Source organism: Paracoccus wurundjeri (assembly GCF_030678915.1).
GTDB lineage: Bacteria > Pseudomonadota > Alphaproteobacteria > Rhodobacterales > Rhodobacteraceae > Paracoccus > Paracoccus onubensis_A.
The window spans coordinates 141,709-167,996 of record NZ_JAUUTZ010000004.1 but is presented as its reverse complement, the minus strand read 5'-3'; the positions used below and the strand labels follow the sequence as shown (position 1 = coordinate 167,996).

General features: G+C 59.3%; 25 protein-coding genes. 3 read left to right on the top strand and 22 right to left on the bottom strand.

From position 1 onward, the window contains the following. The first annotated feature begins 49 nt into the window (after positions 1–49). A complete protein-coding gene (locus Q0601_RS06080) occupies positions 50–1,333 on the top strand; it encodes a sulfite oxidase (protein ID WP_305288197.1) in 1,284 nt (427 codons plus the stop codon). 16 nt (positions 1,334–1,349) lie between these two features. After that, positions 1,350–1,760: a cytochrome C-552 gene (locus tag Q0601_RS06075; protein WP_305288194.1), complete on the top strand. Its 411-nt coding sequence runs from the start codon at positions 1,350–1,352 to the stop codon at positions 1,758–1,760. A gap of 90 nt (positions 1,761–1,850) precedes the next feature. On the opposite strand, the gene Q0601_RS06070 is transcribed toward Q0601_RS06075, so the two are convergent. The 7 genes from Q0601_RS06070 to Q0601_RS06040 all read right to left on the bottom strand — a co-directional run bounded on the left by Q0601_RS06070 (position 1,851) and on the right by Q0601_RS06040 (position 10,617). Next, entirely contained in the window at positions 1,851–2,975 is a 1,125-nt protein-coding gene (locus Q0601_RS06070; protein ID WP_305288192.1) for a M24 family metallopeptidase, read from the bottom strand. Continuing rightward, positions 2,968–4,206: a M20 family metallopeptidase gene (locus tag Q0601_RS06065; RefSeq protein ID WP_305288190.1), complete on the bottom strand. Its 1,239-nt coding sequence runs from the start codon at positions 4,204–4,206 to the stop codon at positions 2,968–2,970. The genes Q0601_RS06070 and Q0601_RS06065 overlap by 8 nt, the downstream gene beginning before the upstream one ends. Before the next feature lie 61 nt (positions 4,207–4,267). Continuing rightward, positions 4,268–5,905, bottom strand: a complete 1,638-nt coding sequence (locus tag Q0601_RS06060; protein WP_305288187.1) for a dipeptide ABC transporter ATP-binding protein — start codon at positions 5,903–5,905, stop codon at positions 4,268–4,270. Between the two features lie 10 nt (positions 5,906–5,915). Continuing rightward, entirely contained in the window at positions 5,916–6,740 is an 825-nt protein-coding gene (locus Q0601_RS06055) for an ABC transporter permease (protein ID WP_305288185.1), read from the bottom strand. Next, on the bottom strand, positions 6,733–7,680 hold the full coding sequence (locus Q0601_RS06050; protein WP_305288183.1) for an ABC transporter permease: 948 nt from the start codon (positions 7,678–7,680) through the stop codon (positions 6,733–6,735). The genes Q0601_RS06055 and Q0601_RS06050 overlap by 8 nt, the downstream gene beginning before the upstream one ends. A 78-nt stretch (positions 7,681–7,758) precedes the next feature. Next, positions 7,759–9,318 (bottom strand): ABC transporter substrate-binding protein, encoded by a 1,560-nt coding sequence (locus Q0601_RS06045; RefSeq protein ID WP_305288180.1) that lies wholly within the window; start codon positions 9,316–9,318, stop codon positions 7,759–7,761. Positions 9,319–9,339: 21 nt separating this feature from the next. Beyond that, a complete protein-coding gene (locus tag Q0601_RS06040; protein ID WP_305288179.1) occupies positions 9,340–10,617 on the bottom strand; it encodes a M20 family metallopeptidase in 1,278 nt (425 codons plus the stop codon). A 189-nt stretch (positions 10,618–10,806) separates the two neighbouring features. Between Q0601_RS06040 and Q0601_RS06035 the strand changes: the two genes are divergently transcribed. Then, positions 10,807–11,511, top strand: a complete 705-nt coding sequence (locus tag Q0601_RS06035; RefSeq protein WP_305288177.1) for a GntR family transcriptional regulator — start codon at positions 10,807–10,809, stop codon at positions 11,509–11,511. A 135-nt stretch (positions 11,512–11,646) separates the two neighbouring features. On the opposite strand, the gene Q0601_RS06030 is transcribed toward Q0601_RS06035, so the two are convergent. From Q0601_RS06030 to Q0601_RS05960, 15 genes are all read right to left on the bottom strand, one after another. Next, positions 11,647–12,444: a transporter substrate-binding domain-containing protein gene (locus Q0601_RS06030; RefSeq protein WP_305288175.1), complete on the bottom strand. Its 798-nt coding sequence runs from the start codon at positions 12,442–12,444 to the stop codon at positions 11,647–11,649. Between the two features lie 45 nt (positions 12,445–12,489). Then, positions 12,490–13,215 carry an amino acid ABC transporter ATP-binding protein gene (locus Q0601_RS06025; protein WP_119749885.1) on the bottom strand — a complete coding sequence of 242 codons (726 nt, stop codon included), beginning with the start codon at positions 13,213–13,215 and terminating at the stop codon, positions 12,490–12,492. A 21-nt stretch (positions 13,216–13,236) separates the two neighbouring features. Beyond that, positions 13,237–13,911 carry an amino acid ABC transporter permease gene (locus Q0601_RS06020; protein WP_119749886.1) on the bottom strand — a complete coding sequence of 225 codons (675 nt, stop codon included), beginning with the start codon at positions 13,909–13,911 and terminating at the stop codon, positions 13,237–13,239. Between the two features lie 9 nt (positions 13,912–13,920). Further along, on the bottom strand, positions 13,921–14,598 hold the full coding sequence (locus tag Q0601_RS06015; protein WP_305288167.1) for an amino acid ABC transporter permease: 678 nt from the start codon (positions 14,596–14,598) through the stop codon (positions 13,921–13,923). Further along, positions 14,595–15,641 carry an NAD(P)-dependent oxidoreductase gene (locus tag Q0601_RS06010; RefSeq protein ID WP_305288165.1) on the bottom strand — a complete coding sequence of 349 codons (1,047 nt, stop codon included), beginning with the start codon at positions 15,639–15,641 and terminating at the stop codon, positions 14,595–14,597. The genes Q0601_RS06015 and Q0601_RS06010 overlap by 4 nt, the downstream gene beginning before the upstream one ends. Then, entirely contained in the window at positions 15,586–16,032 is a 447-nt protein-coding gene (gene rpiB, locus Q0601_RS06005; protein WP_305288163.1) for a ribose 5-phosphate isomerase B, read from the bottom strand. The genes Q0601_RS06010 and rpiB overlap by 56 nt, the downstream gene beginning before the upstream one ends. Further along, positions 16,013–16,819, bottom strand: coding sequence for a FadR/GntR family transcriptional regulator (locus Q0601_RS06000; RefSeq protein ID WP_305288160.1), 807 nt, complete (start codon positions 16,817–16,819; stop codon positions 16,013–16,015). Before Q0601_RS06000 ends, rpiB begins: the two co-directional genes overlap by 20 nt. Positions 16,820–17,021: 202 nt before the next feature. Then, positions 17,022–17,759, bottom strand: coding sequence for a GntR family transcriptional regulator (locus Q0601_RS05995; RefSeq protein ID WP_305288158.1), 738 nt, complete (start codon positions 17,757–17,759; stop codon positions 17,022–17,024). Between the two features lie 49 nt (positions 17,760–17,808). After that, complete coding sequence (locus tag Q0601_RS05990) at positions 17,809–18,837, bottom strand: Gfo/Idh/MocA family protein (RefSeq protein ID WP_305288156.1); 1,029 nt, start codon at positions 18,835–18,837, stop codon at positions 17,809–17,811. Further along, positions 18,834–19,574 (bottom strand): SDR family oxidoreductase, encoded by a 741-nt coding sequence (locus tag Q0601_RS05985; RefSeq protein WP_305288153.1) that lies wholly within the window; start codon positions 19,572–19,574, stop codon positions 18,834–18,836. The genes Q0601_RS05990 and Q0601_RS05985 overlap by 4 nt, the downstream gene beginning before the upstream one ends. Further along, the gene (locus Q0601_RS05980; protein ID WP_305288150.1) at positions 19,571–20,899 is read right to left on the bottom strand and encodes a TRAP transporter large permease; all 1,329 of its coding nucleotides are present in this window, start codon (positions 20,897–20,899) and stop codon (positions 19,571–19,573) included. The genes Q0601_RS05985 and Q0601_RS05980 overlap by 4 nt, the downstream gene beginning before the upstream one ends. 3 nt (positions 20,900–20,902) lie before the next feature. After that, positions 20,903–21,418: a TRAP transporter small permease subunit gene (locus Q0601_RS05975; protein WP_305288148.1), complete on the bottom strand. Its 516-nt coding sequence runs from the start codon at positions 21,416–21,418 to the stop codon at positions 20,903–20,905. Between the two features lie 57 nt (positions 21,419–21,475). Further along, the gene (locus tag Q0601_RS05970; RefSeq protein WP_305288146.1) at positions 21,476–22,465 is read right to left on the bottom strand and encodes a TRAP transporter substrate-binding protein; all 990 of its coding nucleotides are present in this window, start codon (positions 22,463–22,465) and stop codon (positions 21,476–21,478) included. Positions 22,466–22,511: 46 nt separating this feature from the next. Beyond that, positions 22,512–24,200 carry a hydantoinase B/oxoprolinase family protein gene (locus tag Q0601_RS05965; protein WP_305288144.1) on the bottom strand — a complete coding sequence of 563 codons (1,689 nt, stop codon included), beginning with the start codon at positions 24,198–24,200 and terminating at the stop codon, positions 22,512–22,514. Further along, entirely contained in the window at positions 24,193–26,250 is a 2,058-nt protein-coding gene (locus tag Q0601_RS05960) for a hydantoinase/oxoprolinase family protein (RefSeq protein WP_305288142.1), read from the bottom strand. The genes Q0601_RS05965 and Q0601_RS05960 overlap by 8 nt, the downstream gene beginning before the upstream one ends. Positions 26,251–26,288: the final 38 nt, after the last annotated feature.

The following is a 26,288-nucleotide window of genomic DNA, read 5'->3' as shown; positions in this document are numbered from 1 at the left end:
GCCGGCAGCGCCCGATTCCCGGGGCGTGCCAAGCCACGAAGGAGGAATCATGTCAGAACAGTCTGGAAACGCCAGAGCAATGCAAGATGCGGACACGCCCGACAGGTCGCGTCGCGGCTTTCTCAGGACAAGCGGCCTGACGGCAATGGGGGCCATGCTTGGCATGACCATACCCTTCGAGCGCAATCTTCCGGCGGGCTTGTTTCCCGTGGCTCTGGCCCAGGATACCGGACTGGATCTGATGGAGGCAAAAAAGGGGCTGGTGGTGTTGGGTGACCGGCCGCTGAACGCGGAAACCCCGGCGCATCTGCTGGATGACGATGTTACGCCCTATGAAAAGCTGTTCATCCGCATGAATGGCCTTGTCCCGCAAACTGCGCTGGATCAGGAGGCCGCGGGTTGGACGCTGACCATTGACGGGGAAGTCGATACGCCATTGGAACTGACTATCGAGGATCTGAAGTCACGTTTCGAAAACGTCACGCGACGGCTGGTGATCGAATGCGGCGGAAACGGGCGCGCATTCTTTCAACCGGGAACATCGGGCAATCAGTGGACTGTCGGCGCGGTCGGCTGCCCGGAATGGACCGGCGTCCGGCTGGCCGATGTGCTGAAAGAGGCAGGTGTCAAGGAAAGCGCGGTCTATACCGGGCATTATGGCAATGACGCGCATCTGAACGGCGAAGAGGGCAAAGAGGTCATTTCACGGGGTGTACCCATCGACAAGGCATTGCAGGAAGATGCGATCATCGCCTGGGAGATGAATGGAGAACCGCTGCCCGCGTTGCACGGCTTTCCCCTGCGGCTGATCGTTCCGGGATATCCGGCATCGGCATCGCAGAAATACCTCAATCGCATCTGGATTCGCGACAAGGAACATGACGGCGCGAAAATGACCGGCGATTCCTATCGCATCCCGGCCTATCCCGTCGCTCCCGGCACCGAGGTCCCCGAGGAGGACATGGTCATCCTTATGGAAATGCCGGTGAAATCCATCATCACATTCCCCGAAACCGGCTTCGAGGTGAAGGCCGGCGAAACGGCGGAAGTGCGGGGCCATGCCTGGTGCGGCAAGGGCGACGTCACCGCGATGCATGTTTCTCTGGATTTCGGCCAGACCTGGCAGGAAGCCGAACTGGATCCCGCGCCAAACCGTTTTGCTTGGCAACGCTGGCGCGCGAATGTGACTCCGCCCCAGCATGGGTATTACGAGGTCTGGGCCCGGGCGACCGATCAGGATGGCATCAGCCAGCCGCCCCTGTCCCCGGTCTGGAACCCTCGCGGTTATGCCAACAATATCCAGCACCGCATCGCGCTTGTCGCGGTTGCCTGAGCGGATGAGGCGAGCGATGACCATTATTACGAAATGCGCGACCGGTCTGGCCGTGCTGTTGCTTGGGGCGGGACTGGCTGCGGCTGACGCAAGACCCGATCCGATGAGCGCGCTGGCCGGCAGGCCGGCAGGCTCGGACCCGCTTGATCCCATGACGGCCATTCGCGCCAAAGCCGATGCCGGTGACAAGGGGGCAGGCAACGAAGAATTCGGTGGCCTGCCCGATGGCGTGGGAGCGGAAGAGACCTTTTACCAATGCGTCGCCTGCCATTCGGCCGAAATCATAAAGCAGCAGCGCGTCACTGATCACCGCTGGAACGAGTTGTGGACCTGGATGGTCGAGGCGCAAGGCATGGTTGAACCGGATGAGGAAACCAAGGAGATCATCCTGACCTATCTCAAGCAGAATTTTTCGTCCGAGAGATAGGGGCGCCGGATAATTTCCCCCGCCGGGCACTCGTTGAGTTCAGCATTTCCGCCATCGGCTGCCCTTGCCGAAGCGGAATATCTATAGCTTTCAACTCTTGCCCAGAATCTTTCTGGCCGAGCGTGTCAGCCGCTGGCCACCTTCAGGCGTCACCACGACCGTCTCGGAAAACCCTAGCCCCCGGGCGGTCGTGTAGACATGGAAAACCATGTTTTCCTCTAGCATCCATGTCTGATCGGGCAGGAAAACACGGGAAAAGTCGCTGCTGCGGGGCGTTCGGATATAAAGGCCCAGCGTGTAGGCGGTGACATTTTTATATTCGTCGCGCAGGCCCGCCTGCAACGCACCTTGCCGCATGATGCGATCGACATCGGCCACGACCGCGCCCGGTTTCATCGCCGCGATCTGTTCATCCTGAAGTGCCACGAGGGTCTGCGCGGCCTCGTATTGCTCGACCGAGGGTTCTCCGATCACGACAGGCCGCATAAGTCTTGCCCCGTAGCGAGAGACATAGGGGGTCAACTCCACATGCAGCACATCGCCGGCCATCAGGCTATTCGTTTGGAACAGGCCGTGAAGGAATTCGTGGCTGCCTTTGCCCAAAACGATCGGACCGGTCTCGCCGATATCCGCGCCCGAGCGCAGGAAACAGCTGGCCGCAATCGCTGCGGCATCGCGCGTGGTCAGCCCGGGTTGGGCCGCGGCAGCGATTTCCGCCATCGCCTTGTCCGCAATGGTCGATGCCCGGGTCAATAAATCGATCTCATGCGCGGATTTTATCCAGCGAAGCGATTCCGACAGGCCCCGCATGTCGATGAAAGCCGCGCCCGGAAGCCCGGCAGAGAATGCCTCCATCCTCGCCGGATTCCAGCTGATCGAATTGAAATCGACTCCGATCCGGGCATTTCCGTAGCCGCGGCCCCGGATCCGCGCGATCATTTCGGTCACCGGGCATGCATCGTCCGCATAGCCGATGATATCCCTGATCCAGCCGCCCTCGCGGCAAGGCGCCATGTCAAGCTCGCGCAATACGAACCAGGGATCGCCTTCGCGCGGAAGAAAGATCGCCCGATACATGGTTTCGGACACGGTGAAGCCCGAAAGCCATGCCATGATCTCGCCGCTGTCGAGGATCAGCAGATCGCAACCGGCCCGGTCCATTTCGGCCCGTGCCCTGTCCAGACGCCAGCGATATTCCTGCGGGATATCAGGCATCCTCATCGATACCGCAGACATTGAGGATGGTAAGCATGTAGACTTTGATCATGTCGATATAATCGACAATATCGACACGCTCATCCGGCATCGTATTGTAGCGCCCGCCGCAGCCGCAAACGATGCCTTCCATCCCGCCCAATTCGTAAAGATGGCCCGCATCCGATCCGTAGAAGCGCGTCGGCGTGATCGCTCCGGTGGGCTGTTTCTCGCCCCGGACCTCCTTGTAGGCGGCGTTGATCGCAGTCACGATCCCACTGTCGTGCCGGACCTCGTAGGGAGGCATCAGGGAAAGCCCCTGCTCCTCCATCGCGTCCATCGAAATCAGTTCCGTCTTGAGCCCGGGGAAGCGGGAACGCAGCGCCGTCAGCTCCTTTTCCATATCGGCCAGCACGCCTTCGCGTGTTTGTCCGGGCGCATAGCGGGCAGACCCTTTCAGGACGCAATAATCTGCCACTTGCGGCGGACGCCATTCTTCCAGCTCGCGGCCAAGCGCGCCTTTGAAGACACCCACATGACAGCGGTTGACCGAGGCGTGTTCGGGTGACAGCGCGCCTGAAAAAGTCATCGCGTTCAGGCGTGGCACCAGATCGCATCCCGCCATCACCGCATCGACGGCATCTTCCCGCTTCGACAGATGGCGCGTATCGCCGATCAGGTTGATCTGGAACTTCAGTGCCGCGGAATGCATCGTCACCGCCACCAGATCGCTGGGTTCGCAATTGACGAAATAATCGGCCTTCAATCCGTCGCGGATCAATGCCTCGGTACCGACCCCGCCCTGCAACTCCCCGACCACGAATGTCAGGATCACGTCACCCTTCAGTTTCACGCCGGCCTGCTTCAACGCCCTCACGGCACAAAAATAGGCCGCGTCGGATGATTTCATATTCGACACGCCGATGCCGTAAATGAAGTTGTCGTCGACCAGCCCGCCCCAGGGATCGACCGTCCAGCCTTCGGTTGCCGGATTCGTATCCAGATGGCCGTTGAAAATCAGGCTTTTGCCGCCGCCACTGCCCTTATATGTCCCGACCGCATTGCAGCGCCCTTTGCTGCCAAAATGATGAATATGCGCGTCCAGCCCGACAGCCTGCATCTCTTCGACCATGCGCTTGACCAGAATGGTCTCGCCCTCGGTCTCTGAATAGGTCTTATGCCTGACCATCATCGACACGAAGTCGAGGCAAGCTTTCTCATCGACACTGTCAAGCAGTGTTTTACGGTCCATTATCTTCTCCTGAGAACAATCGGGCCAAAGGCCCCCGGTAGTAGATGTCGTACTGCCTCCATCACCCCCCAAGCGCCGCAGCGGGCGATGTCACCGCCGCCAGAAGCTGCTGTGTATAGGGCGCGCGGTCGGAATCGCCGATCCTGTCCGCCTCGACGATCTCGATCAGATCGCCGCGATACATCACCGCGATACGATGGGCGATCTGGCGGATCAGGTTGATGTCATGGGTGATAAAGACATAGGCCGCGCCGGTGTCGCGATGCAGTTCCATCAACAGTTCTATCACCGAAGCCTGAACCGAAACATCCAGAGCCGAGGTGATCTCGTCGCAGATGACCAGACGCGGATTGGACAGGAATGCCCGCGCGATGGCGATGCGCTGCTTTTCCCCGCCCGAAAGCTGATGCGGATAGCGGTCGATATAGCTTGCGGGCAACCGCACCCGCTCCAGCATGGCTGCGATGCGGTCACGCGCCGGACCATCCGTACGGTCACCGTAAAGACGGATCGGCCGCGCCAGGATCTCTGATATCTTCTGACGCGGGTTCAGCGAGGCATCGGGATGCTGAAAGATGATCTGAACATCGCGGCGGTAATCGCGGTTCATATCGGCCAGGCCGCGCACCGGACGGCCGTCGAATTCGATCAGCCCGTCGAAGCGGTTCAGCCCGGTCATGGCCTTGGCCAGCGTGGATTTTCCCGAGCCGCTTTCACCGACGATGCCAAGCACCTCACCCGGGCGGATATCCAGCGTGATGGCGCGATTGCCCACCACCGCCTGAAAATCCCGGCGCAGGATGCTGTCCAGAAGTGATTTGCGGCCATAGCTGACGCTGACATCGCGAATAGTCACCAGCGGCGTCGCACTCGCCGCTGCCAATGGCTGCACCAACCGCCGTTCCGGACGGGGCACGGCATCGATCAGGGCACGGGTATAGGAATGCACCGGATTGCGGAACAATTCACCCGTCTCGCCTTCTTCGACGATACTGCCCTTTTCCAGAACCGCGACCCGACCCGCCGTCTGCGACACCAGCGCAAGATCATGCGAGATATACAGCGATGCCACACCGGTCTCGGACTGCAATTCCGCGAAAAGATCAAGGATCTGGCGCGATGTGATCACATCAAGCGCCGTCGTCGGTTCATCGAAGATGATCAGTTCGGGATTGCACGCAAAAGCGGTGGCGATCACCACTCGCTGCTTTTCCCCGCCCGAGACCTCATGCGGCATACGGTGCATCATCTCGGCCGGTGTCTTCAACCCGACATGAGCCAGCCGCTCCTCGCCTTCGCGCCACGCCTGAGCCCGGCTCAGCCCGCGATGACGGATCAGAACCTCTGCCAGCTGTTCGCCCAGGCAAAGGGTGGGATTCAACGAGGTCGCGGGATCCTGAAACACCATGCTCATCCGCCTGCCCCGGATATCTGACATCGCCCGCTGGCTTTGCGCGCGCAGATCGGTATCGCCAAGGAAGATCCCGCCGTCATTTTCATGGGCATTGCCGGACAGATAGCGCATGACCGCTCCCGCCAGAGTGGATTTACCCGAACCGCTTTCCCCTACAAGGCCAAGGATCTCGCCCCTTTCGATCTGGAGGTTGATACCCTTCAGGACCGGCACAGGTCCGGCAGGAACATGATAGGCCAGCGAATAGTCGCGTATTTGCAGGACCGGTTGGCTAGAGTTGGTCATCGTCAATTCCTCAGGTCCGGGGGTTCAGGGCGTCGCGCAGACCATCGCCAAGAAGGTTGAACCCAATGGCAGTCAGGGCGATGGCAGCACTTGGCCACAGCAGGATCCAATAGGACCGGTGCAGATATTGCCGCGCCTCGGACACCATCAGCCCCCAATCGGTCGCAGGCGGCTGTGCCCCAAGCCCAAGAAAGGACAGGGTGGCAAACAGCATCACGGCGAAGGACACGCGGATCGTCATCTCGACAACGATCGGGGCGATGACATTGGGCAGCATCTCGCGCAAGATGATATATGTGCTGCCCTCGCCGCGGGCGATCGCCGCACTGACGTAATCCTGCTTGCGCACGGCCAGCGCGACCGACCGGCTGATCCGCGCCATGCTGGGCATGAAGGCGATGGCGATGGCCAGAAGCGCATTGGCCGAGCTTGACCCCAGCAGTGACACGACCAGCAGCGCCAGCAGAAGCGACGGGATCGCCATCACGGCATCCACCGTGCGCATGATGAATTCATCCGCGCGTCCGCCCAGATAGGCGGATCCGGTGCCAAGAACGGCACCGCCCAGCGTACCGATAAAGGTCGCCAGAAGCGCCATGACCACGGTCGAGCGCGCCCCGTTCAGCAATCGGCTGAGGATGTCGCGCCCATATTGATCGGTGCCCAGCCAATGCTCGACCGACGGCGCGCCATAGCGGGCCAGAGCCTGCATGTCGGCAGGGCCATAAGGCGTCAGCCATTGTCCCAGAACAACCGCGATCAGGATCAGCCCGACGATCAGACTACCCAGAAAACCCTGAGGCGTCCGCAAAAGACGACGGAGGAAGTCAGTCATACTGGATCCTCTTGTCCAGCCACGCATACATCAGGTCGGCGGCGAAATTGACGATGGAATAGGTGGCCGCCATAATCATGACACCGGCCTGAATCACGGGCAGATCGCGGTTCTGGATCGCCGACATCAATGACCGGCCGATACCGGGGATCGAAAAGATCTCTTCGACCACGATCACGCCGCCCAGCAGATAACCCACATCCAGCGCGACGATGGTGATGGTCGGCAACAGCGCATTGCGCAGCCCGTGGCGGAACAGTACCCGGCGCGGATGCAGGCCCTTTAGCCGGGCAGCCCGGATATAATCGGTATGCATGACATCGACCAGCTCTGATCGCACCATGCGCGAGACATGGGCGATCATCATCACCGAAACGACGACAACCGGCAGGATCAGGCGCTCCAGCCCGCCCCAGAAATCCTGCGACAACGGGATATAACCGGCAGGCGGTAGTAATCCCCACATATCCGCGACCAGCATGACAGCCAGCGTGGCGGTCACGAATTCAGGCAGCGAGACGCCGATATAAGAGATGAAACTCACGATCAGATCGGCGGGTTTGCCCCGGCGTATGGCGGCAATCACGCCCATCGGCATTGCGAGAATCAGCATGAAGACCAACGCGAAGCCCGCCAGCGTCAGCGAGGTCCCAAGGGCCGAGAACAGCGCGGGTCCGACCGGTTGACCGGTCCGTAGCGAGGTTCCGAAATCACCTTGCAGCACGCCTCCGGCCCAATGCAGATATTGCATCCAGACCGGGTCGTTCAGGCCCATGCGCTGGCGCAAAGCCTCCAACGCCTCTTGCGTGGCGTTTTCGCCCAGCATCATCACTGCGGCATCTGCGGGCAGGATCTGGGTGATCCCGAACACCAGCACCGAGACGATGAACAGCGTATAGAAGATCAAAGCGATACGCTTCAGAATGTAGTTCGCTGACACGTCAGTTTCCCATATCGTAAGCCGTTCTTCCCATTGAAATCGTGCCGCCGGAATTGTCCGGGTCGGCCGCTCTGGTGCTTAGCCCTGCCGCGTCGGCGCCGTAGCGTCGAGCCAGGCAAAGTCAAGGCGGAAGATCGATCCGCGCGGGTGGATCTCGTAACCCTGCGTCCAGCTTCGTTTGGCGCCCAGCACATCGAAGAAGGCCGGGATGATCGACGGAACCTCTTCATTCATCAGCGCCTGCGCTTCGGTGTAAAGCGCCGTGCGCTCTTCGGCGGCACTGACGGCGCGGGCCTTGCCGATCAGCTCGTCGAATTCCTTATTGTTCCAGCGGGTCTCGTTCCAGGCCGCATCCGATGTGAACAGCAGGCTGACAATCCCATCCGGTGTCGGCTGCATGTTGTAGAAGCCGATATAGAACGCGCCCTTGGTCCAGACCTGATCGAGATAGGTCGCATGAGGCATCGTCGTCACATTGATGGTGATGCCCGCCTCGCTCGCCATTTCCTTCAAGGCGACGGCAAGCTGCGTGCGAAGCGCCGGGCGATCAGACGCGATCAGTTCGGCCTCGAACCCGTCGGGATAGCCTGCCTCTGCCAGCAGCGCCTTTGCCCGCTCGATATCCTTTTCGCGCTGTGGGACCGGCTGGAAGAACGGATAGGATTCGTTCAGCGGCGTGTCGTTGCCCATGGTGCCGAACCCTTCGGTCATGAAGTCAACCATGGCCTGCCGGTCGATGGTCAGGGCCAGCGCCTGACGCAGCCGCACATCGTCGAACGGCGCCATATCGCAGCCGAAATTGACATTGCAGAACTGGCCCGATGCAACACGTTGCAGGTCGATGCCGTCCTGACCTTCAAGCCGCATGAAATCATTCGGCGCAATGGTCGTCACCATGTCGATATCGCCCGCCATCAGCGAGGATACCTGCGCCCCCAGATCCGGGAAGACATGCAGTTCCACCCGATCCAGATAGGGGCGCGCCGGATCGTAATAGTCCGGGTTGCGCTCGACCACCAGAAGCCGGTCAGGCTCGTAGGAGACCAGCTTGAACGGCCCGGTTCCGATCGCGGTGGATCGCAGGCTGCCGAAATCGTCGGAGATCACCGAGGCAGGAATGACCCGCGCATTATTATAGGCCAGCGCGGCCGGGAAATCGGCATAGGGTGACGACAGGGTGAATTTCACCGTCGTCGGGTCGATGGCCTCGACCGTCTTGATCGGACCGACATTGTTGCTCGCCGGCGAGGCCAGCTCGGGGTTAAGGATCGCCTCGAAACTCGCAACCACATCGGCGCTGGTGCAGTCGGACCCGTCATGGAACTTCAGACCTTCGCGCAGGACAAAGGTCCAGACGGTCAGATCCTCATCGGCTTCCCACGAGGTTGCAAGATCGGGCTCCGGCTGCATCGTCGTACTCAATCGGGTCAGGCCGGAATACAGCAACTCGCCCGCCAGATATTCTGGATTGACCCGTGTCAGCAGGGGATGGATGACGCTGATGGCCTGATCAACAGCCACACGCAGCGTCCCGCCCTGTTCCGGCTCTGCCTGCGCAAGTGCCAGATGCGGGGCCGCGACGGCAAGAGCGGCGATGGCGGTGCTTGTCTTCAGGAATGCTCGACGATTGAAGGACATTCTGGAACTCCTCGGTTGGACTTATTTGTCTGGATTAAGCTCGGCCGCGAAATCATCGGCCAGATAGGCCAATATCGCGCGCGACAATGCGGCAAGATCGGCGCGGGTGGTGTGTTCCTCGGCGCCATGGGCATTCGCCGCCGGACGGATCAACCCGCCCAGAATGATCTCTTGCGCCACCCCGGCCTGCTGGACATAACCTGAATCCGATGCGCTGACGGCGCCGTATTTCACGAACTCTTCCGCATCATAGCCGAAACCGTGCTGAACCGCTTTGATCCAGCGCGGGTAATGCGGCCCTTCGGGATCTGCCGTGGGGGTCAAATGGCCGATCAGGTCGAAGCGAGGGCGTGCGCCTGTCGGGCACGCGGCGGAAAGCGCGGTTTCGATCTCGGCCCGGGCGGCTGCGAAATCCTCTTCGGGGGCGTAACGACGCGAAACAACAAAGGTGAAACGGTCTGGCACCTGACCGCCGCAGGTTCCCCCATTCGCCACCGTAACCGCAATCTGCGGCCGCAGCGGCTCTGCTCCGGGCTGTGCCGGCAGGTCCGAGACTCGTGCAGCAATAGACGGCCGCAGATCTTGCGCCGCCTGCATCATCGGCAATGCCGCCTCGATCGCATTCACACCCCGCTGCGCACGATCGGCGGCATGGGCGGCGAAACCGTCCACAGTGACCTGAAGATTGAAGCTGCCAAAGCAGCCTCCCCAGATCCGCGGTCCGGCCGAGCCGTTGAAGTTCAACAGATGCCCGTCGATCAAGCCTTGTTCCGCCAGATAGCGAATGCCGGGATAAAGTCCGCCTTCCTCATCGGTGCATAGCAGCAGTTGCGGACGATAGGCCAATTGCAGGCCAGTTTTCTTGGCTACGCGCAGGGCGTGAACGGTCGCGGCAATGGCGCCTTTCATATCGGCGGCGCCAAGGCCATAAAGAACGCCCTCTTCTTCGGTCAACCGAAAAGGATCACGCATCCAGCCACGCGCGGCGCAAACAGTGTCAACATGGAAGTAAAGACTGCAAACCGGAAGATCGCCCTGCATATCCGCAATCAGATTGGTCCGCGCGCCAAAGGCCGGCCCGTCTTCGACATGCCATAAATCCTTGGGCACGGTGACCCGCCGTGTGGTCATCCGCAATGGCGCCAGAATGCTTTCCATCAACGTGGCAAACGCATCATAGCCCGCACCGGGTGGAAATGTCGTATCCGTCGTAACCATCCGTGCAAGATCCGCCACCGCCAGATTCAGGTCGGTCTCGATCAGCCTGTCGGCCCGGGCAAATGCCATGTTCTGGGTCATTCTGATGTCGCTTGCTTCCAAATGGGCGCTTGCGGCGCATGATGAAAACTATAAACTATATAGAAATAAACAGAACTGTGGGCTTGACGTCAAGACCGCTGCCGCGATCAGTTCAATGAAATGCCAAAGGCGGTCAGCCGGAACGATGGGAGTGATGAAATTTTAAACAAAGATACTGCCTACGCCCCGATGTATCGGGCGGTTGCAAACCAGATTGCCGAAAGAATCACTTCCGGCGAATGGCCGACAGGAACCGTCCTGCCGTCTGAAACCGCGCTTGCACTGGAATTTCGTGTCTCGGTTGGCACCATCAGACGCGCGTTGGGCGAATTGGTGTCGGAAGGGACACTTGCAAGGCGGCGCAAGACCGGGACGGTCGTTACCGGGCGTACGCCGCGTCATTCACTGCGCTTTTACTACACATATTTCCGGCTGCATTCCCGCGCCGGTGATTTGCAGAACTCCACCGCGCGGGTATTGGATCTGCAATCCCGCGCAGCAACCACCGACGAAGCGCGACGGCTAGCGATTCCAGAGGGCACCCAGGTTCATGCATTGCATCGTCTGCGTCTGGTGAATGACCGTCCGGTCATGCATGAGACGATCGTGATACCTTGTCGGCTGGTCCCTGGTTTCCCGACAGACCCCGCCTGGGTTCCGGCGCGGCTGTATCCGATGCTGTGGAACGAATACGGGCTCAAAATTTCAGCCATTCGCGAACAGATCGAAGCAAGTATCGCGGATGCTGAAGATCGCGCATTGCTGAACCTGTCGCATCCCGCCGCCGTGCTGGTGCTGCTGGAGGTGGCTTATGACGAACAGGCGCAGCCCATCCTGCTGAACTCACATCGCGCGACAACAAGCGACGATGTCTATATCAACGAGATTCAGTAATTGCCTTTCAGACACGCCTGACCCACGACGGGGCGCCATCTGCCTTGAAAGACGATAAAAATGCCGCGCAGAAAGACCCATGCGAGCGACATCAACACTCGCATAGGCCCGCCCGATGCTGGTGATGATATCAGACTATTGCAGCATTTCCTCGGGCAATGACGCGCCGTGATATTTCTCGTAAATGTCGTTCAGTTTGCCATTTTTCAGATTGGTCTCAACCCATTCGTCAAGCTTCGCCTTCAGTTCCGGTTCATCCTTGCGCAAGCCGATAGCCAGATCAAAGGTTTCGATCGTGAATTTCGGTTCGAATGCAAGCTGGGGATTGCGCTCGCCGATCTGCTGCACCAGCGTTTCGGAGGTGGCCACGGCCTTGGCCTGCCCACTGACAGCGGCGGTGACCAACGTGGCGTCATCCTCATATCTGGTAACGGTGAAACCACGCTCTGCGGCCTGAGGCGTCAGATGGGTGTCCTGAGTGGTGCCGCGTGTTACGGAAATCGCAAGTCCCTGGGCATCCTCCCAGCCCGAGATATCCGAATCTGCCGGAGCGCCGACAACTGACCGAAGCGCGGCATAGGCTTCGGAAAAATCGATCACTTCAGCCCGTTCCGGCGTGACCGACAGCGTGGAAATAACAATATCCGCCTTGTTGGTCTGCAGGTTCGGGATCCTTGTGGCGCCCGTGGTCCCGACGAATTCCAGTTCCAGCCCCCAGTCTTCGGCAAGCAGACGCGCGGTTTCGACATCAGACCCGATAGGTTGCAGATCGTCATCGAGCATACCCGATGGCGGAATCGCAAGATCGGTGGCGACCCGGATCTTTCCAGCGGCCATGATATCGGCATATTGATCCGCCATAGCCGTAACGGGCAGCTGCGCCAATACAGCGACCGTCATGCCGGCGGCCAGCATCTTTCCAAGATTCTTCATCATCTTCTCCTCCACAATATATCGGGCATTCAGGCTGCCCGATCGTCAAAGTTCGTTCGAAACGAAATCGCGCAGTTCAGGCGTGGCGGGCGCAGACAGAATCTCCGCGCCGCCTTGTTCATGCACTCTGCCGTCATGCATGAAGACGATCCGGTCGGCGATACGCCGCGCGAAATTCATCTCATGGGTCACCATGATCATCGTCATGCCACTATCGGCAAGCTGCTCGATCACACGAAGAACCTCGCCGGTCAGTTTGGGATCAAGTGCCGAGGTCACCTCGTCGAACAGCATCACCTTTGGCTGCATCGCCAGTGATCGTGCGATCGCCGCCCGCTGTTGCTGGCCACCCGAAAGCTGTTCGGGATAGGCAGAGGCCTTGTCGGCCAGCCCGACCTTCGCCAATACATCCGCGGTGATCTTCCTTGCCTCGGATTTCGGCATCCGCTTCACCGAAACCGGACCCAGCGTGATATTCTGTTCGACCGTCAGATGCGGAAACAGGTTATAGCTTTGGAAGACGATGCCGACATCCAGGCGCAGCTTGCGCAGATCCAGATCGGCACTGGCGACCTGATGGCCGCAAACCTCGATCCGGCCGCTGTCGATCTGCTCCAGCCGGTCGATGCAGCGCAGGGCGGTACTCTTGCCGGATCCGCTGGCGCCGATCAGGGCCATCACCTGCCCTTTCTCGACCGAGAAGGACACGCCATGCAGAACCGTTACTGCACCGAAACTTTTTTTCACATTGTCGAGGACGACGATGGACATGAGGCGCTCCGATTTGAAATGTCAGGCTGAGACGAGTTCGATCCTCTGCGCGCGAGCAACACCCGTCCGCTCAAGCCGTCGACTGAGCAGAGAGACGGGAAAGCACAGGCAGAAATAAAGACCGGCGATGATCAGATAGATCATGAACGGCTCGAAGATCGAATTATTGATAAGCTGGCCCGCGCGGGTCAGTTCGACAAAACCCACAACAGAGGCAAGCGAAGTATTCTTGATGATCTGAACCGAAAAACCCACGGTGGGCGGGGTGGCGATCCGGATCGCCTGCGGCAGGATGACCTTGAACATCCTTTGCCCGCGGCTCAGCGCCAGACATTCGGCAGCCTCCCACTGGGCCCGCGGCACGGACTGAATGGCCCCGCGCCAGATTTCCCCCAGATAGGCGCTGACATAGATGGTCATCGACAGGCCGGCCGCAAGCAGGGGCGATATGGAAAAGCCCAGTGTCGGCAATCCGAAATAGATTACGAACATGATGACCAGCAGTGGCGTGCCCTGAACCAGCTGGACATAACCCGTTGTCAGGATGCGGATGATTCTCTGCGGGGCAATCCGCCCCATGGCGACGGCAAAGCCCGCCAGACCCCCGCCCAGGAAAGCCATCAGCGAGAGCACAAGGGTCCATAGCGCGCCATCAAGCAGGAACCCGATATGGTTAAGGTTGAGAGCCGTATCCATTTTCAGATCCTACAAGCTGGTTCCAAGGCGTCGGCGTCGGGGAAAGATGATCATGCCGATGCCCCAGAAGACCACGCGCATGGCCAGCGAAAGCGCGACATAGATCAGCGCGATCAGCAGATAGGTTTCGAGGGGGCGATAGGTCTCGGACTGGATGAAATTTGCAGCCGCCGTCAGTTCCTCGGTCGAAATCTGCGAAGTCACCGAAGACGCCAGCATCAACAATATGAACTGGCTGGACAGGGACGGATAGACCCGCTCCATCGCGGGCCTGAGCGCGACATGCCAGTATTGCTGGACCTTCGTCAGCCCCAATGTCTCGGCGGCCTCCCACTGGCCGCGATGGATCGAGTCGAATCCGGCCCGCATGATCTCGGCGGTATAGGCCCCCACATTGATCGTCAGGGCGATCATGGCGACCGTCACCGCCGACAAGGACAGACCAAGGCTCGACAGGCCGAAATAGACAAGGAAGATCTGCACCAGAAAGGGCGTATTTCGGATCGCTTCGACATAGAGCCCCGCCGTGGATGCGGCAAGGCGGAAGCGGGACCGCCGCGCCACGGCGCAAAGAGTTCCGACCAGAAAACCCGTCAGCGTCGTCACCGCGGCCAGTTGAACGGTCAGCCAGGCACCGTCCATCAGCATCTGCCAGCGGGCGATGATAAGCGTGAAGTCCAGTATCATGTGAGGCTCGCAGGGGTGTCGGGCCGGGTCGGCCGTCCCGTCATGCGGTCATAGACCCGGAACAGCGCCTGATTGCCGTTCGCGCCCTCGCCATGGGCTTGCGCGTCGATATACTGCGAGGTGACGAGACTGGTCGCCGGAAGTGGAACGAGGTTCTGTTGCGCAGCGCCCAGCACCAGACGCAAATCCTTCATCATCAGATCGATGCGGAATCCGGCCGAAATATCGCCCTCGATCATCGCAGCACCCAGATTTTCAAGCATCCACGAATTGGCGGACCCGCCCATCAGGACCTCTCGCATCTGGACAAGGTCGATGTCGCATGCCCTCCCTAATGCAAAGGCTTCACAAATGGCCTGAAGATTGATGCCGCAGATCAGCTGGTTGCAAAGCTTCACCGTCTGCCCGGCCCCCGAGGCGCCGACATGGTTGATCGTCGTTCCCATACCCTGCAAGAACGGGCGCGCCCGCTCGAAAGCCGTGGCCTCACCACCGGCCATGATCGTCAGCGTGGCATCCCTTGCGCCCACGGGGCCGCCCGACACCGGTGCATCCAGCATCTGAACCCCTGCCTTCAGCAGATCGGCCGCCAGTTTGCGGGTCGCCTCGGGGGCGATGGTGCTCATGTCCACATAAAGCCTGCCCCGCGGCGGGCCGGACAGCAATCCCCCGTCTCCACGCACGACCTCTTCGACCTGGGGCGTATCGGGCAGCATCGAGATAACGATATCGGCGTCGGCGGCTGCATCCGCGATACTCGCAGCAGGGGTGACACCGGTTTCCGCCATCGCATCGATCGCGGCCGGAACAACATCATAGGCCTTTACCTCAAAACCGGCCACAGCCAGATTGCGGGCCATTTCACGCCCCATGACCCCCAGCCCAAGGAAGCCTACACTTCCCTTCGTCTGCACAGACATCGTCTGTCTCCTCTCAGATTTCACCTTCCCAGCGCGATGCAAAGCGACAGCTTGGCATCCGCGGCGGTCAATTTTCTTCTTCCAGTTGCGCAAGCTTCTCGACGCGGCGAATGAAATCGTCATCCTGCACGAAACGAGCATCCAGAAACGAGCGGACCAGATCCCGCGCCAGCCAGGCTCCGACGATCTGCGCCCCGATGCACATCACGTTCACATCGTCATGTTCGACTGCCTGATGGGCCGAATGCACGTCATGACAGACAGCCGCCCGGATCCCCTTGATCTTGTTGGCCGCAATGACGGCCCCGACGCCGGTACCACAGATCAGCAGGCCACGCTCGCCCTCTCCGTTACGGATTTTCTGGCAAAGACTGCGCGCGATATCGGGAAAATCCACCGGATCGGGATTGAAACTGCCGATATCGACAAGGTCGTGACCAAGCTCACGCAGGAAATCCACGACACTCTCTTTCAGGTGATACCCGGCGTGGTCGCTACCGATCACGATCTGCATTCTGTTCTCCTTGGATGATATTGGTCTCTGCCGCGCTATTGCGCAGATTGGCGGCCGCACTGCGAAAGCCGGCCCGCCGCCTGAAATCAGCGCCGATCTCGAAATGACGCGTCAGCAATTCGTCGGCGACGCCCGCATCACGCGCAACAATAGCCTCGAAAATCTTGCGATGATGATCGATCAGGAACTCCCTGATCCCCTCGACCTGGATGATCTGCTCGCGGCGATCCAGATGTGAGCGCATCATCAGAGAGGCGATCGAGGAATAAAGGCTGATCAGCGTCGGTGAGCCGCCCGCCTGCACCAATGCTTCATGAAAGCGGAAATCGGCATGCCCGCCCGCCTCGGGATCGCGGATGGTCTCCACGATATCGTACAGACGCTCGGCCAGGCGGTCAAAATCGGCCTGCCCGGCACGACGACAGGCAAGACGGATGGCGTGATGTTCGATGGCGATCCGCGCTTCCATGATGTCATCGATCACCTCCGACTGCTGTGCCAGCGCGAAGGTGAAGAATTCGCCCAGGGTCGAGACATCGGGCCGGCTGACGATGGTACCGACTCCATGGCGGATCTCGACCGCGCCAATCATCGCCAATGCGCGCAGGGCTTCCCGCAGAACCTGCCGACTGACGCCCAGACGGGCCGAAAGCTCCCTTTCGGGCAAAAGGCAATCGCCGGTTTTCAGTTCGCCCGAAAGCAATTGTTCGCGCAGATAGGCCACGACGCCTTCATAGCCCCCCTTGCCTTCCGCCTTTTCACGAACAATCGACACAAATCCGTCCATTCATCTAACCGTGGTATGACCACTGGTATCATAATGGCATGCCCTGTCAATCCGCGATGCGCATGATCGATGGTGTTCAACGATAAAAATTTCGCGCTGCGCAGTTCGAGCGTGGCGCAGCCGACGGCCCTGTCAGCCGGCCGGCATCATCCGGTCACATATTTGCAACCGGGTGAGAACCCGCCAGATATCCGCGAAGAGTTCAGGGCAATTCTTTTGACAGATCCATATTTTCCACGGCCGGATCGACCCGGAACAGAACCTTCTCGACCCGATTGCGGGTCAGGACATAGTGATCTACCGCCAATTTATCGGCAAGTTCGACGTCATATTCTTCGATTGCGGCATATAGGACACGATGCTGGCGTTCGGTTTCCGCCAGATGCGTCGCAAGCTCTTCTTTCGTCGTGGGGTTCAGATATTCAACGGTGCTGACCTGAGCGAAACAGGCCCTTGCCAGACGAATCGTCCCAAGCAGCGCATTGTCGTAAAATGTCGAAAAATAACGATTATGCGCCGCACGCGAAATCGCCAAATGGAATTGCAGATTCGCCTCGGATCTTTCGACGCCGTTGGACACATCCTTGCTGCGTTCGAATGCCAGCATGGTTTTGTGGATCACGGCCAGATCCTCATCTGTCCGATGCTCGGCGGCCAGCCGGTGAATCAGGCGGCTTGAAACCAGCAATGCGTCGTAAAGCTTGGGAACCTCGTCGAAATCCATTGTGGCGACAATGGCCTTGCGACCGTGGCGGTGCACCAATCCATCGGATATAAGCTGAATGATGGCCTCGCGCACCGGTGTGCGTGAAACATTCATCTGTTCGGCAAGGTCCGCTTCGTCCAGCGTCAACCCCGGCCGCAATTCCAGTCTCAGAATGGCCTCGCGGATCTTTCTGGCAACCTTCTGACCATCCCGTTCGTCCACCGATTTATTCATTTTTATCCCGAAACGCTTTGAATCAATATTCACGGCCAGATGCATTCATTCAGGCCATAGGGCACACCAAGGATGTAGCGGGGGATTCGACCTCCGTCCACTCTGCATTATGTTCGGCGGAAATCGCGATGGCCTGCATCGCAGCGACACCGCTTAACGCCTGATGGTGCGTCACCGGATAAGATTGCTTCGCCAGAATATTGCCACCGAATGCGTCAAGCTCCCGCGCAAGGCCGTCGCAGGGATCGAAATTCCTGCGTTCCTGCGTCCCCGCCAGATCACAGGTGATCAGGCTGGACTGATCCGGCATTTGCACCCAGCCCTCCGAGCCGAAGACATGGAGCCGCCAGAAGCTGCCCGTGGTCATCAGCGTCGACAGGCTGCCAGTCGCCCCGCAATGAAAATCCAGCATGACACTGGTCACATCCCTCAATTGCGCAGGCGCCACGATGCGGCGGCTGACGGTCGATACCCTGCGCACAGGACCAAGCAGGGCAATCATCGCGTCAAGGACGTGAATCCCCATCGCGGCCATGCCGCCCGCCGGATTTTCATGCATGTCACCGCGCCACATCTGATCGGTATATCCATAACCGAAACTTCCCGAAAACGCGCCCTCGAAATGCAAAATCCGACCCAGCGCACCGACATCAACGCTTGCCTCAAGCTGCTGAAAGGCAGGCATGAAACGGCGATTGAACCCGACGCAAAGCTTGACATCCGCCGCCTGTGCGGCGGCAACAGCCGCTTCAGCTTCGGCAAGGTTAAGCGTCAGGGGCTTCTCCACCAAGACATGCTTGCCCGCGCGCGCCGCCCGACAGATCTGCGCACCATGCTGACTATGCGGGGTGGCAAGGACAACGGCATCGACCCGATCACTGCCCAGCACCTCATCAAGGTCCGGCAGCAACTGCAGCCCGTATTCGCGGCAGAAAGGCCGCGCCTTGTTGGGCGTTCCTGTGGCAGCATGGGTAAAGCGTAGCGCAGATGCAGGATTGGCGGCATTGGCCGCCACAAGGTTTCTCCCCCAGCGGCCCAAGCCGATAATCGCCGCCCGGACGGATGCACCAGAGGTCATAATTTCGCGCCTCCGTCGATAACCAGTTCGCTGCCGGTCATGAAGCCGGACAGGTCCGAGGCAAGATAAACCGCAAGTTCGGCAATCTCGGCGGGGGTGCCCATGCGGCCAAGCGGTTGCCGCGCATCGAAACTCCGCCGCGCGGCCACACTGTCAGGCATGGCCTCGATCCGCGCGGTCATCGATGGTGTCTCCACCGCCGAGGGGCAGATCGCATTGCAACGGATATTGGCCGGGGCATAATCAAGCGCAACCGATTTGGTCATACCTATCACCGCCGCTTTCGTTGCCCCATAGGCAAACCGATCCGGCGCGGCCCCGATCGAGGAAATGACCGATGCGACATTGATGATGCTGCCGTTTCTCTGCCGCAGCATCAGTTCCACCGCCGCACGCATCATCAGGTAGACAGAGGTCACATTCAGATCAAGCGACCGTTGCCAGTCTTCGGGGGTGCATGCCTTCAGATCACCCACCGCCACCATACCGGCGCAGTTGAACTGCACATCCAGACGCTCCAGCCCAGAATGAAACCGGCTCACCGTCTCATTATCCGTGATGTCGATCTCGACCGCATGCAATTCCCGGTATTGCCGGGCCAGAAGCGCCAGTCCCTGCCCATCTCGATCGAGTACATGAACCGTTGCGCCTTCGCGCAGATAGGCAAGCGCAGTTTCCCGGCCGATGCCGGATGCGCCGCCGGTCACCACGCAGACCTTTCCGGTCAGCCGGTTCATGGCAACCCTCCGCCGCTTTGGAACAGATAATCGGGCAGCCACAGGACGATCTCGGGGAATACCGTGATCAACGCGACGCCGAAACACATCAGGAAGAAAAAGGGCACACAGGCAGCGATGATCCGCGTGATGGATACCTTGGTCAGATCCTGAATGATGAACAGGTTGAATCCCACAGGCGGGGTGATCTGTGCCAGCTCTGCCATGAGGATCAGGAAGATACCGAACCAGATCGGATCGAAGCCCGCGGCCAGGATCAGCGGCAGCGTGATCGGCAGGCTCATCACCATCATCGAGATACCCTCGAGGAACATGCCCAGCAACAGATAGAACAGCACGAGAATGAAGATCAGTTGATAAGGCGACAGTTCCAGACCGTCGATGACACTGGCGATATCGTGGGGTACATGCATGAAGCCCATGGCGGTGGACATGAATGCCGCCGCGATCATGATTGCCGAAATCATGCAGCTTGTATGAACTGCTGCCGTAAGGCTGGAAATAAAGGTTTCCCATGACAATTGCCAGGTGCAGGCGGCATAGATCAGCGTTACGGCAACTCCGATTGCGGCCGTTTCCGATGGCGTGGCAAGGCCGGAATAGATTGCACCAAGGACGACCCCGATCAGGATACCGATGGGCGCCAGATTGCAGACACCTGTGATCATGTCCCTGAACCCGGGCGCATGCGAATCCGCCGGCGCCACGCTGGGCCGGAACAGGCTGTAAATGATCACATAGACCGAATAGATGCCGGCGATCATCAAGCCGGGGATCATACCAGCGGCAAAAAGACGCGAAATGGAAACCTCGGCCAGAACCCCATAGACGATCATCATGATCGAAGGCGGAATCAACAGCCCAAGACTGCCGGCACCGGCAAGCGAGCCATAGGACAGCGCATTCGAATAGCCGCGTTTCTTCAGTTCGGGGATCGTGATCTTGCCGACGGTCGCCGTGGTCGCCGCGCTTGACCCGCAGATCGCGGCGAAGACGGCAGAGCCGAAAATATTCGTATGCAGCATCCGGCCGGGAAGATAGTAGGTCAGGGGCGACAGCCCCTTGAAAAGCCGGGTCGATACATCTGTTCGCAGGATGATCTCTCCCATCCAGATGAACATCGGGATGGCGGAAAGTTCCCATGCGGTCGAACTGCGGATCACCAGCGGCGCGAGAATGGTTCCGATACGGTGGAAGGGCATGTCGATGAACAAGACCAGACCGACAGTGCTGACCAGCAGCAGGCCGGCAAAGACCCAGACGCCGATCCCCAGAAAGAAGATGACCAGCGCAAGAATTCCAAAAGCAACAATCAGGGATTCCATGGCTTATTCTCCCTCGATCTGTTCTTCCGGGACGCCATTGATCACGGTGTCGATCGCCGAAGCCACAAGCTGAATCAGGAAAATCACCAGACCCGCGAAAAGCGCGGCATCAATATACCAGGTCGGCGTCGCCATCAGGCTGGGACTGACTGAGCCGCGCGTATAATCGCGCATCAGGATCAGCCAGATATAGCGCGTCATGAAGGCGAACATGGCGAAGGTCGCCACGATGCAGAACAGTTCGACGGCAATGGCGATCTTCCCCTTCAGAAAGCGCCGCAGCAGGCTGACACGCACATGCTTGCGGCTCATGAAGGTGTGGCCCATCGCCATAAAGGCCATCGCGCCGGTCGCATAACCGACATATTCGCCCATCGAGTTGGTCGAACTTGCGAAAAAGTTCCGCAGGATAATTTCAAGGATGATGTGAATGACCATATAGACCAGAAGGGCGGCCGCAACCGCAATTCCAGCGCCCGAGCAGATCCCGGACACGCGAATGACTATACGCGAAAGCATGTTTCCAACCTCGGGAATTGAGTTGCGGACGCGCAACCACAGGCACGCCCAGTCAGATTACGATCCACGCTTTTCGGCGTATTCGTCCAGGATTTGCTGTCCGACAGGCCCGACGTTACTTAACCATTCATCGTAAACCTCTTGGCCGGACTGGCGCAGAAACTCAAGAAAATCAGCGGGAACGTCAGTGGTGATGGTGACGCCATTGGCGCGCATCTCCTCGAAGTTCTGCTCCACACGCTTTTCAAGATCTTCCCAGGCTGCGTCGCTGGCCTTTTCGGCGGCGGCGCGGATGATATCCTGTTGTTCCGGGGTCAGGCTATCGTAGATGTCCTTGTTCATATGGGTCATGTTCAAGGCCATCGAATAATTCACCGCGGTGAAGTCATCGAGGAACTCCCAGAACTTGGAACTTGCCCCGCCATCGGCGGAAGTCAGGACCGAATTGATGCTGCCTGCTGCAAGCTGTGGAACGGTATCCGCCCAGCTGATCTGGACAGCGGTGGATCCGGCATTCGAAAGCGTCCGTACGCCGCTGGCGTCCCAGCCGCGGATCTTGAGATCCTTCATTTCCTCGGCGGAGGTGATTGGCTCTTGCGCCCAGATACCTGAAGGCGGCCATGGCGTCGCCCAAAGCAATACCTGATTATGCTTTTCGAATAGCTCTTCGTAATGCGGACGCGCGACCTCCCAAAGAAGTTTCGCATCGGCATTCGTATTGGCGATAAACGGTAGCGACGATAACAGGAACAGCGGCTCTATACCCGACAGCGAAGTGGTGATGGTATCAGCCATATCCAGCGCGCCATCGCCCACCGCATCGAACTGATCGACCGATTTATATCCGATCGAGCCGCCGTAATGGCCGGTGATCGTCATTTCGCCCCCAGAGGCTTCCTGCACCGCCTCGATAAACACCTGATCCGCTTGCCCCATGATGGTGCTTTCACCGTATTCATTGGCAAGATCCCAGGAATAGCTTTGCGCCATGGCGGCCCCTGACATTGCCATCAGGGAAAATGCCGCACTCAGGATTCTGTTCTGCATGTTATTTTCCTCTCTGTTGATCTGTGGACAACGGCGATTCTTATCGTTACGCGACCTTTTCCGAGACATAGTTTTCGGCGACGAAAGTCTCGGTGAATTTGCCCGAGACCAGATCCTCGTGGATCGCCTCGGCCGTCCGCTCGCCGGGGTCGCCGTAACCTCCGGCTCCGGGGGTTTCGATCACCACCATGGTTTCATCAGTCACAAAGACGCCCGTGACCTTGGATGGCAGATTTCTGGATGTGCCGTCGTCGTTGCGCAGATGGAATTCACCCGTCGCCCCCGGCTTGCCGCCAAAGAGCCCCCAGGGCTGATGACGGAAACGGTCGCCGACGCCGTTGAATTCGCACAGATGACCAATCGGACGGATCGCCCGCCGGATGCCCATGCCGCCGCGATATTTTCCTGCTCCGCCTGAATCGGTGATCAGCGAATATTCCTCGACGCGCAGCGGATATTCCAGCTCGATCGCCTCGACCGGAAGGTTGGCGGTATTGGTGATATGGACCTGAACACCGTCCTTGCCATCCTTGCCGGCCCTTGCCCCCATACCGCCGCCAAGGGTCTCCAGATAGACATAGGAATTTCCCGTCTGCGGATCCGTTCCCGCGAAGACGGCACTGGTATTGGCTCCGTTCGCCGCCCCGACAACCCGGTCGGGCAGCGCATCGGCAAAGGCGCCCAGCACGACATCCACCACCCGCTGACATGAATTTGCCCGCATCGCCACAGCCGCCGGATGGATGCAGTTGACGAAACTTCCCGGCTCCGCCTTAATCTCGATCGCATCGAAAATCCCCTGATTGTTGGGAACTTCGGGATCCAGCAGCGATTTGAGCGCATAGCAGACCGCCGATTTCGTGGTATTCAGCGTCATGTTGAAATTGCCCGGAACCTGCGGCGAGGTGCCGGTAAAATCGAAGACGATCTTATCGCCTGTCTTTCTGACGGTCAGGGCGATCCGCACATCCTCGGTGCCCAATCCGTCATCATCCATCACATCGGCAAAGTTGTATTCGCCGTCGGGAACGCTGGCGATGGCATTGCGCATCCGCAGATTGGTGCGGTTGACGATCTCGTCGCACAAGACCGCCAGATGATCCGCCCCGTGACGCGCGATCACCTCTTTCAGACGTTTCACCCCGATCTTGACCGCCGCAATCTGCGCATTCAGATCGCCCAGCCGTTCATTCGGCAAGCGCATGTTCAACAGCAAAAGCCGCATGATGTCATCGCACAGCTCACCCTTGCGGAACAGGCGCAGGATCGGGATTCGCAGCCCCTCCTTGTAGATCTCGTTCAACCCGCCCGACATCGAGCCGACCGAGGCCCCGCCCACATCGGCGTGGTGCACGATATTGGCCACGAAACCCAGCAACCGGTCGCCGTCGAAAACCGGCATCGCCATGTTGATATCCGGCAGATGCGACCCCCCCGCCACATGTGGGTCATTGGCGATAAAGATATCGCCCGGCGCGAGGCTGTCGGAATATTGCTTGTGGATCAGCCCGATCAGGCCAGACATCGAGGCAAGGTGGATCGGCAAGGCGTTCTCGGCCTGAACGATCAGCCTACCGTTCCGATCCGCAATCGCGGTCGAATGATCGTGTCTTTCCTTGATATTGGTCGAGAATGCGCTGCGCATCAATGTCAGGAAACATTCATCGGCGATCGAGCGCAGGCTGTTCCAGCTTATCTCGGTCGTGATCGGATCAAGCGATACGGCATCAGTCATCGTTACGCTCCATAATCATATTCATCGCGGCATCGACCGAAAGCGTCCAGTCGGGCGGCACCAGTGTGGTGGTATCGAATTGCGTGATCAGGGCCGGGCCGCTGATGCGAGTGCCTTCCGCCAGCCCGTCGCGATCATAGACCGGGGTCGGAACAAAGCCGGTCCGTTCGAACCAGATCCGCTCGGTTGCGGCAGGTCGCGCCTTACCCAGGGGCCGTGCCGCATCGACTGCCTGCCTGGCAAATTCCATCGTCGCGCGGATGCGGACATTGACGATCTCGACGCCGGCATCAGGATCGTGATGACCATAGGCAGCTTCATGCTGCCGGAAGAAGGCCCGTTTCAGGGACTCGACCAAAGGAAGCTTTGCGGCGTGGCGGCCAGTGCCGATCTCGACCGGCAATTCATAGTTTTGACCGATATAGCGCAAATCCAGAATGACGGTCTGGTTGCGGCTGGTAATGAAAGCGGAATCGTCGCCCTGCGCCGTCAGCCATTCCTCGGCCTGATCGCTCAGCCGGCTGACCGCCTCGGCAATGATCGTCAGATCATCGTCAAGCGGACAGCGGCAGGTGGTGACATAGTTTTCCTGCAAATCCGCGACGATCAGCCCTTCGGCGCACAGAATGCCCGGCGCGCGCGGAACAAGGATGCGGCGCATGGCCAGAATATCGGCCACATCCGCCGCATGCAGACCGCCTGCACCACCGAAGCACATCAGGGTGAAGCCGCGCGGATCCTGCCCCTTCTCGATGGTGACCGCACGAATGGCCCGCGCCATATTCGAAGCGGCGATGCTGACGATACCATGTGCGGCCATTTCCAGCGACAGGTCAAGCGGCTTGCTGATCTGTTCGATGGCAGTCCGGGCAAGATCGCTGTCGATCGGAAAGCCGTTGGCAAGCCGCGCCGGCAGGCGACCCAGCACCACATTCGCGTCCGAAACCGTCGGCTTGTCACCGCCCCGCGCATAGCAGGCCGGGCCGGGCACGGCGCCCGCGCTCATCGGGCCGACCTTCAGCAGCCCGTCGGCACCAAGATGTGCGATGGATCCTCCACCTGCACCGACAGTATGAATATCGACCGTCGGCAGGCGGATGCGGAAACCCGCAATGTCGCGCAGGTTCGAGGTTTCGACCTTACCGTCCTGTATCAATGCAACATCCGTGCTTGTTCCGCCGATATCGAGAGTGATGATATTCCTGATCCCGGACATCCCGGCCGCCGCCGCCGCCCCGACCGCGCCCGCGGCAGGCCCCGAAAGCGCCGTTCGAACCGGAAAGCGGGATGCCTGCTCAATGGACATCAACCCTCCCGCCGACTGAAAGATGCCAAGCGCGGCCTTTGGCGCGACCTTCTGGATCGCCGAACTCAGCCGGTCCATATAACGTCCGACCTCGGGTTGCAGGAAGGCATTGATGACCGTGGTCGAGAACCGTTCATATTCGCGGAATTCAGGATGCACCTCGCTTGAGATCGAGACGCAGAGATCCGGATAGGCATTGCGCAAAGCAGCCGCGATACGTTCTTCATGGGCAGGATTGAGGAAAGAAAAAATCAGGCAGACCGCAAGCGATTCGACATCGGTCATCGGGCCAAGTTTCGCGACGATGGCGTCAATCTCGGCATCGGTCAGTTCGATGATCGCCTCTCCCTTCGGGCCGATCCGCTCGGAGATTTCCAGACGGTGTTCCCGATCGACCAGTGGCGGCGGAGCGTCGGTCTGCAAATCGTAGATGGCCGGGCGGACCTGACGGCCGATTTCCAGCAGATCGCGGAAACCGCGGGTGGTCACCAAACCGGTTTTCGGCCCTTTCCGTTGCAGCAAAGCGTTGGTCGCGACGGTCGTGCCATGAGCAAATCGGGCGATATCATCGCCGGCGATTTCGGCCTTTTCCTGCAATTCCCGCAAACCGTTCAGAATCGCCTCGGATGGGTCATGCGGCGTCGACGGGCGCTTATGCAGGACCGAAAGTCCCGTTGATAATTGCCGTGCCGAAAAATCGGTGAAGGTTCCACCCACATCAACACCGATCACCCAATCTCCCATCTATATCCTCCTGATTTTTAATTATAATTGCGGGACAT